This window comes from Salinicola salarius (assembly GCF_003206135.1).
GTDB lineage: Bacteria > Pseudomonadota > Gammaproteobacteria > Pseudomonadales > Halomonadaceae > Salinicola > Salinicola salarius.
Genome location: NZ_PZJT01000010.1, coordinates 176,778 through 183,860 on the forward strand (window position 1 = coordinate 176,778; position 7,083 = coordinate 183,860).

Annotated in this window: 10 protein-coding genes; 9 read left to right on the top strand and 1 reads right to left on the bottom strand. The window is 62.3% G+C overall.

The features are described from left to right. Positions 1–16: 16 nt before the first annotated feature. Positions 17–193, bottom strand: a complete 177-nt coding sequence (locus DOM32_RS17790; RefSeq protein ID WP_157957073.1) for a hypothetical protein — start codon at positions 191–193, stop codon at positions 17–19. Between DOM32_RS17790 and DOM32_RS11535 the strand changes: the two genes are divergently transcribed. The 9 genes from DOM32_RS11535 to DOM32_RS11575 all read left to right on the top strand — a co-directional run bounded on the left by DOM32_RS11535 (position 192) and on the right by DOM32_RS11575 (position 7,012). Then, positions 192–422 carry a type II toxin-antitoxin system HicA family toxin gene (locus tag DOM32_RS11535; RefSeq protein WP_110634623.1) on the top strand — a complete coding sequence of 77 codons (231 nt, stop codon included), beginning with the start codon at positions 192–194 and terminating at the stop codon, positions 420–422. The two genes, DOM32_RS17790 and DOM32_RS11535, sit on opposite strands and share 2 nt — an antisense overlap. Further along, positions 419–739: a hypothetical protein gene (locus DOM32_RS11540; protein WP_110634626.1), complete on the top strand. Its 321-nt coding sequence runs from the start codon at positions 419–421 to the stop codon at positions 737–739. The genes DOM32_RS11535 and DOM32_RS11540 overlap by 4 nt, the downstream gene beginning before the upstream one ends. A 4-nt stretch (positions 740–743) precedes the next feature. Next, positions 744–1,070, top strand: a complete 327-nt coding sequence (locus tag DOM32_RS11545) for a hypothetical protein (RefSeq protein ID WP_110634629.1) — start codon at positions 744–746, stop codon at positions 1,068–1,070. Next, on the top strand, positions 1,067–1,756 hold the full coding sequence (locus tag DOM32_RS11550; protein WP_110634632.1) for a DUF2786 domain-containing protein: 690 nt from the start codon (positions 1,067–1,069) through the stop codon (positions 1,754–1,756). The genes DOM32_RS11545 and DOM32_RS11550 overlap by 4 nt, the downstream gene beginning before the upstream one ends. Further along, the gene (locus DOM32_RS11555; RefSeq protein WP_110634635.1) at positions 1,749–2,255 is read left to right on the top strand and encodes a hypothetical protein; all 507 of its coding nucleotides are present in this window, start codon (positions 1,749–1,751) and stop codon (positions 2,253–2,255) included. The genes DOM32_RS11550 and DOM32_RS11555 overlap by 8 nt, the downstream gene beginning before the upstream one ends. Continuing rightward, the gene (locus tag DOM32_RS11560; RefSeq protein ID WP_110634637.1) at positions 2,252–4,291 is read left to right on the top strand and encodes a ParB family protein; all 2,040 of its coding nucleotides are present in this window, start codon (positions 2,252–2,254) and stop codon (positions 4,289–4,291) included. Before DOM32_RS11555 ends, DOM32_RS11560 begins: the two co-directional genes overlap by 4 nt. Continuing rightward, a complete protein-coding gene (locus tag DOM32_RS11565) occupies positions 4,291–4,902 on the top strand; it encodes a DUF2857 domain-containing protein (protein WP_110634640.1) in 612 nt (203 codons plus the stop codon). The genes DOM32_RS11560 and DOM32_RS11565 overlap by 1 nt, the downstream gene beginning before the upstream one ends. Positions 4,903–4,943: 41 nt before the next feature. Beyond that, positions 4,944–6,146: an STY4528 family pathogenicity island replication protein gene (locus tag DOM32_RS11570; protein ID WP_208625374.1), complete on the top strand. Its 1,203-nt coding sequence runs from the start codon at positions 4,944–4,946 to the stop codon at positions 6,144–6,146. 98 nt (positions 6,147–6,244) lie between these two features. Then, on the top strand, positions 6,245–7,012 hold the full coding sequence (locus DOM32_RS11575; RefSeq protein WP_110634646.1) for a PFL_4669 family integrating conjugative element protein: 768 nt from the start codon (positions 6,245–6,247) through the stop codon (positions 7,010–7,012). Positions 7,013–7,083 lie beyond the last annotated feature (71 nt).

A 7,083-nucleotide genomic window follows, 5' to 3' on the forward strand; every position in this document is an offset into this window, starting at 1 on the left:
CAGTGCAGCCCAGGAACTACTGCATCTCGAAACTCGCCTCGCTGAAAAACGCGACGAACTTGCGCGGCTCAACCGCGAATGTCGACTGCTTCGAGGTGAACGAGAGCGACTGATCCGGTCGCTTGAAGGCCAACTGGATCTGTTTCGTCAGCAGCTTGATCACACCGATCAATTCATCGGGGAGGTGCCTCATGCCTGACGCACTCCCGATCCGCTGCTCGACCCGCGCATTGAAGCGTGTGGTGCGTTACGCCGTGACTCACGGCTGGCACGTCGAGCGCACACGTGGCGGTCACGTTCGTTTCATCAAGCCGGGCTGCCCGCCCGTATTCACCGGCTTTTCACCCAGCGACGCGCGTGCCGAGAAGAACGTGCTGGCACGCCTACGTAGGGTTCAGCGACATGAGGAGGGTGAGGTATGAAGGATAACTCCAACCCAGCCATCAATGACTTGAGCCCTCGAGCGAGAGGCCTGCTGGCTGACCTGATGCTGCCGATGAGCACCTCGGATGAGCCTATCTACAGCCTGCCCAGCTGTACGCGGCATTGGTACCGCGCACACCACGCGTTTCCGGGTATGCGCGGTCGATGTGCGTTAAGCGTCGATCAGATGATCGTTCTCAACGGTGATGTCAGAGAGGTCCTGGCATTTCTTGGTATCACTCCGGAATGGATTCGTCAGCAGTTAGCAGGACGGTCACCCATTGATGTTGTAGATCCCCGAGTGGACCAGGAGTGATGCCATGAAACACATTCTTCACTTTCAGCCATTCGATATCAGTCGACAACAGATCGTCCTTGAAGGCGACGGATTCGCCTTGTCGAGGAATGATGCGTGGTTCTGCGAGCTTGTAAAGCAAGTGATCCGTTCGTTTCAGGATTCTCAGTGGTTCACTTTGACCGTGCGAGGTCTCCATCTCGTAATTCACTCGATAGACAAATTCCGCTTTTTCCGTCATGTCGGGCCTGCTGTGGGCAGTGTTGAGATGTGCTCTTGGGGAGCGTTTTCAACCTACCACGGGATGCGCCCGGCACCTTTTCCCAACGGTGCGACGGGAGGTGTCCAATGACTTCTGATCGCATCCTTCGCAAGATCGAGCGCTGTCTGGCGCTATCGCGCTCTGCCAACGAGCACGAGGCCGGAACGGCCCTGCGTCAGGCGCAGCATCTGATGGACGAGTACGGCGTCAGCGAGATCGATGTTGCGGCATCGACCATCGACCGAGTCGCCGTCAAGTCCCCGGCCGGGCGCAAACCGCCACGTTGGCTCGATCATCTGGCCAGCCTGGTCAATGCCGCCTTCGGTACCGCCACGGTCTATGAGCCGCGTCCCACGTTCGAGAGCTGGCAGGGGTACTTCGCCTTTCTCGGCGAGGCGAGCCAGGTGCGCATCGCGGCTTATGCCTTCGAGGTGCTGCAGCGTCAGCTGATCAGCGATCGCAAGGCATTCCTGAACGGCATGCACAAGCGCGCGAAGCGCGTCACCAAGGTCCGTCGGGCAGACGCCTATGCGCTGGCATGGGTCGCCGGGGCGTATGAGCACATCGTCCCTGTGCAGAAAACGGAGGCGTCAGTCGCGGCAATCGCGCACTTCCAGCAGCGCTTCTATCCGCAGCTTGAGGCGATGAAGGCCATCGACCGCGGTCAACGCCGTGACGATCAGCGAGCAATGGCCCGGGGGTATACCGCTGGTCGTAACGCGCGCCTGCATGGCGGCGTCGATCGCGACCAACACAAGGAGCTGCCCCATGGCTGAGATCGTCACGTTTCCGACACGCGTCGCGACCGACCGGGGCATGGAGCGCTATCTGCAAGGCCGGGAATGTCTGGCCCTGGGACTGCTCGATCCCTTCGCCGGCTGGGTCGAGACACTGGAGCCCTGGTTCGCGGCGCATCCCCAGGCGCACAACAAGCGCAATGATGCGCTGCGCTCGCTGCTCGCCGATACCTGGCTGGTCTTCCATATGGCCTGCGACAAGGCCAGTCGGCTCGAGATGGAGCCCCACCACAGCCTGCGCTGGGCACAGCTCCAGTATTTCGACCTCAGCGATTTCGAGCTGCTGGTGATCGTCAACGACAACCTGCTCGATCTGCGTTGTGGCCTGCAGGCGCTGTGCCAGCAGCATCCGCCGCAGACGCGCAGCGACCTGAGCCTGCACGGGTTGACCCAGAGCATCGGTCGTCTCAACCAGCAGTTGAACCATTTTTTCGATTCTGATGGCTGCGCCTCGCGGCAGCCGGAGTGGACCTCATGAGTAAACCATCCGTTACCCCCGATCAGATCACGGCCAAGCTGAACCAGCCGGGGCCGACGCTCAGGAGCCAGCCCACCGATCGGCTGCCGGCACCAACCCGCAAACAGGCGATGTCGCTCACGCTGGATCAGCTGCGTGCCTACGACCGCAACCCCAGAACCCACCACAATCCGAAGTACGATGAGATCAAGGAGTCGATCAAGGCAGTCGGACTCAAGCAGAAGTTGACCGTCACGCAGCGTCCCGGCGATGACCGCTACATGATCTCCGATGGGGGCAACACTCGCCTAACCATTCTCAATGAGCTGTACCAGGAGACGGGCGATCAGTCCTTCTATTACCAGGACTGTCATTTCATTCCGTGGCAGGGCGAGATCAACGTGCTCGCCGGCCACCTGGCCGAGAACGACAACCGGGGGCAACTGAGCTGGATCGAGCGGGCGCGCGGGATCTTCGAGGCCAAGCGCATGATCGAAGAGGACGCCGGCGAGACCATTTCCCAGCGTGAGCTGACCAAGCGGCTGCGGGGGCTGGGCTACACGGTTAATCAGAGCCATATCTCGAAAATGCTCTACACCATCGAGCATTTTCTGCCGACCCTGCCGCTGACGCTGGATGCCGGCATGGGCCGTCCCCAGATCGAGAAGCTGATTTCGTATCGCCAGTTCTGTGACGAGTGCTGGACCCGCTGTGCCGACTACTGGATCGAGCACGCCGATGACCTGGGCGAGGGTGAGCGCTGGGCCAACAACGTCGTGGACGGTGATTTCGCTCAGGCCTGGCATGAGGAGATGGCCCAGCTCGATCACGAGGGTCAGACCGAGTTTCGCTGGAATATCGTCGAGGATCGTTTGAAGGGCATGCTCAACGAGCACACCGGGCTGCACTTCAACCCCATCGACATGGCGTGGAAGAACTGGTTCACCGTACGCAAGTATGCCCGGGCGGCAACGGACGAGGAGCGCGCGGATATCTGGACCACTGTCGATAGTGAACTGGAGCGCCTGCGTCATCCCCAGGAGCGCCACCTTTATCCGCCAAAACCGGATACCTCTCCGGGTGGCTCGTCGTCCGGCAAGTCGTCGGATCCTTCCTCTCTGCCATCGACCGCCAAAACCTCTCGAGGCGGTAGCGAACCCACCGGCGGTGGGAGTGAACTCGACCCCAATGATCTGACCTTCGGCGATGGCCAGAGCGACCTCGATCCCGCGCCGGGACCGTCGCCGGCGCGCGGTGTGCCGGATGCGGGCGGGGTAGGCGAGTCGGTCGCCATGAAACAGATGCGTGCCCAGCTCGAGCAGCTCGAGCAGCGCAACGCCAAACTCGAGGCTCAGACCCAGCGAACACCGGTGGCCCTACAGGGCGGCAGCTTCGATGACGACTGGAACGACAACGCCGGCGGGCTACTGGACACCGATGGTCTGCTGCAGGAGCACACACCTCAGCCGACCCGCTCTGCCGAGGAACAGGCGACCATCACCGCCGATCTGACCCTCTCTCCCCACCACGAGACGGAGGGCCATCGCCAGCTGCGTCACTGGCAGGCAAAGGAGCACGGCGAGGAGGCCATCGACTTCGAGGCAGCGGCACTCAAGAGCGTACCGCTGCAGGACGGTGGCCGTGTCGCCCCGATCACGGATCTCTGGCATGTGCCGACCTGGCGTCGCAACGCTCAGGATCTACGCATGCAGATCGGTGAAGTGGTCCAGGTGCTGGCTAGTTGGGCCGGCGTCGAGGCCAGCGGATCCAGCGAGATCATTCGACTCAATGCGCGCGACGGTATCGGTTACGAACTCGGTCCCCTCGAGGACGCACCCAGCCGTCGTGCTCAGCTCGTCTGGCAACTGCTCGCCGGTCTCGAGGGCAACATCGATCCGGTGATGCCGAGCGACATCTCGCTGTTGGGAGAACTGGTGGGCAGTCATGGTGACGACACCGAGGTGCGTCTGCCCGACGGCCTCTTCGTTCGTGTGTTCTGGCTGACCCGGCTGATCCGGGTGCTGCGTGACGTGCTCAATGCAAAGGGGGATTCGTGATGGCGACACCGCAACTCAACCATGCGCTGTTCAACCAGGCGCTGATCCTGATTCGTGAGGGCGACATGCGACGCGCTCGCGCGCTGGGCTTCCGCGATGACGAGCTGCAGAGTCTCAGTCGGCTGCGGGCCAGCGAGATCGAGTCCCTGATTCACGAGTTTCCGGGCGTGGCCCGGTTCGAGCTGGACCACGACACCTTCAAAGCGGCGCTGCGCCGCGTCGATCGCGACCAGGATCGCGACGGGCTGGTCGATCACTGCATTCGACACGGGGCCAGCGTTCACATGCTGTCCACCTTCTTCGGCCTGACCCCGAACGACTGCTCGGCGCGTCGCACCCTGCTGGGCGTGCCGAGCCGGCAGGGACGCTTGCCCATGCCGGAGGAGAAGGTTGAGCACGAGGCGTACCACCGCTGGCAGACCATTTCTGACGATCCGTCCGGTCCCGGTGCCGTGGAAGATATTCGCGGCATGCTGGTACTGGCTGAAGAGGTCGCGCTGCCATTGGCGGTGATCTGGACCCTGATCAAGCAGTGGACCCAGCCGGAGCAGGCGCGACAGCACAGCCTGCCTGCCGAGGACGAGGGCGTGGTGCGTGAAGGGGTGGTGTGATGAAACATTTTGACGCGCTCATCGGGCGCGCCGCGTCATCCATGACTCAACGCCGAGGCGAGGCCGCCTCGGCGTCAAGCGGTCAGGCGGATGCGCTCGACGGTCTGCTGTTCATGGGCAATCCCCATGAAACCGTTCCCCGAGCCCTGCTACTCGATCAACGCCTGGGCGCGGTCGACGTGCTCGGGTGGCAGATGATCCGGCTGCTCTCGAACGCCGACCGCACCACCGCTTTCCCAACCTATGACGAACTGGAGCCGTTGCTGCGTTCCGGGGCGAACCGCAAGGCGTCACGTAAGACCGTGGCGCGTGTTATCGCGATCCTCAGGCTGACCCGCTGGATGACGTTGGGCATGAAAGCGCGCAACACCGACAACGGACGCATGATCGGCAACGTCTACGTGCTGCACGATGAGCCGCTGGCACCCGCCGAGTCGCTGTCGCTGGATGCCGAGTACATCGAGTACGTCATCCGTTGCACTCGGCACCACAACCGTGATGTCGCCGAGGTGGCGCAGCTCGTCCGCGATGAGCTGGCCGAGGGCGGTGTGCTCGAACTGCCGACCCGACTCGAGGTCATCGACCAGCGTGCCCAGCGGCAGAAGCGCACAGAGTTTCCAGCGGAAACTCTGTCATCAGATACCCAGTTTCCGGAGGAAACTCAGCAGGATTCTCCCGGTTTCCAGCGGAAACTCGGACAGTTTCCCAAATCCGAAGATCCCAGTTTCCAGCGGAAACTCATGCGTGAATCAGACACTTACGACGCAGTTTCCGATGCATCTCGCCCTACAGTACGTAGTTATACAATCAGTGTGTGTAAAACCACCGCGCGCGAGCCGGGCGACACCTCGCTGGTCTGGAGCTGGCCGCTCGAGCTGACTGCCGATGAACGGGAATCGGTCACGTTCCTGCTGACGGGGTTGTCGACCGAGACGCAGCAGGCGGTGATCGACGAAGCCGCCGGGCGGGTCGATGCCGGCAAGGTCAAGAACACACTGGGCTTCCTGCACACCCTGGCCAAGCGTGCCGCCTCGGACAATTTCCAGCTGACCCACTTCGGGCGCAGCGTCGCCAACAAGCGGCGTGATCAGGCTGAGACGAGTGACGAACAGAACCGGGTCGTTACCGCGCCGGTGGTGGCGATGTCGCCGCCCAAACCGGCCGAGCCGGAACCGCAGCCGATGTCGGCGGCAACCGAACGGGCGCGAGGGGAGATGTTCAAGCGCCTCGGACTGCGGCGCTAGAAACCCGTGAGATCGCGTTTAACGTTTCCGGTAGGGCAATGGCCATCGACCCCTGATGCTGGCATCCCATCCAGTGCATCGACGACTCAGGAGTAATTATGGCCAGCACTGAGCCCCGTGTAGGGCAGCTACGTAGCAAGATCGAGATGACCCTGCATACCTATCCGGCAGTGCTTGCCTGGCACGGGCGCGGGGTCGAGAGCGGCAAACCGCAGGTGGTCGGCCTCAAGCAGTTCCTGTCACTTGCCGGTCGTGTTCATCAGGCAGCGGGCCGGGACGATCCCTATGCCGATAGTTGGCTGCTCATGCTTGAGGAGAAGGTCGACGAGACCCGACAGGCGCTGCAGCAGCTGGAAACTCGAGTCAGCAGTGTGCTGAAGCAGATCCCGGAAGGACTCGATGTCAGCCGCAACGTCAGCCAGCAACCTTTCGTGACGCCCGTGTTCACCGGCGGGCAGATGGGCTGGCAGGCCGTCATGTTGCTGATGCAGTACGACAGCATCGTGCGCGATGTCCTATTGGCGCATCACATTGGCTTGCTGGGCAACAAGCAGCGCGGCGCGATGATCCGTGATCAGGGCGGTCATGCCTTGCGCTCGCTGTGTTACGCCCCCGTCAAGTTCCCCGGGTTCAGCGGGGCAACGCGTGACGACTTCGCGGCCAACAACGCCAAGGCGCGAAACGCCCTCGAAAAATACGGTGAGCTGCCGCAGGACATTCTGGAAGGAACGCGCCGCAGCGAGTTTGCGCCGACGATCCGGCGTGAGGAAGCCTCGCCGTCTGGCAGTGATCAGGCACACAAGCTCGAAGGCGCGGATCTGGACGACGACCAGCTGCTGCCCCAGTCCGGGGCCTCGGAGGAATAAGAGTTGGAGTGATGCCACTGGCATCACCTACAGGAAGAGCGAGGTTGGCAACACTTCAACGAGACCAGGCC

What these genes read in the sequence shown, in the direction of transcription:
- DOM32_RS11535 (WP_110634623.1), top strand. Translation starts at nt 192, where the DNA reads ATGCCTGACGCACTCCCGATCCGCTGCTCGACCCGCGCATTGAAGCGT.
- DOM32_RS17790 (WP_157957073.1), bottom strand. Translation starts at nt 193, where the DNA reads ATGAGGCACCTCCCCGATGAATTGATCGGTGTGATCAAGCTGCTGACG.
- DOM32_RS11540 (WP_110634626.1), top strand. Translation starts at nt 419, where the DNA reads ATGAAGGATAACTCCAACCCAGCCATCAATGACTTGAGCCCTCGAGCG.
- DOM32_RS11545 (WP_110634629.1), top strand. Translation starts at nt 744, where the DNA reads ATGAAACACATTCTTCACTTTCAGCCATTCGATATCAGTCGACAACAG.
- DOM32_RS11550 (WP_110634632.1), top strand. Translation starts at nt 1,067, where the DNA reads ATGACTTCTGATCGCATCCTTCGCAAGATCGAGCGCTGTCTGGCGCTA.
- DOM32_RS11555 (WP_110634635.1), top strand. Translation starts at nt 1,749, where the DNA reads ATGGCTGAGATCGTCACGTTTCCGACACGCGTCGCGACCGACCGGGGC.
- DOM32_RS11560 (WP_110634637.1), top strand. Translation starts at nt 2,252, where the DNA reads ATGAGTAAACCATCCGTTACCCCCGATCAGATCACGGCCAAGCTGAAC.
- DOM32_RS11565 (WP_110634640.1), top strand. Translation starts at nt 4,291, where the DNA reads ATGGCGACACCGCAACTCAACCATGCGCTGTTCAACCAGGCGCTGATC.
- DOM32_RS11570 (WP_208625374.1), top strand. Translation starts at nt 4,944, where the DNA reads ATGACTCAACGCCGAGGCGAGGCCGCCTCGGCGTCAAGCGGTCAGGCG.
- DOM32_RS11575 (WP_110634646.1), top strand. Translation starts at nt 6,245, where the DNA reads ATGGCCAGCACTGAGCCCCGTGTAGGGCAGCTACGTAGCAAGATCGAG.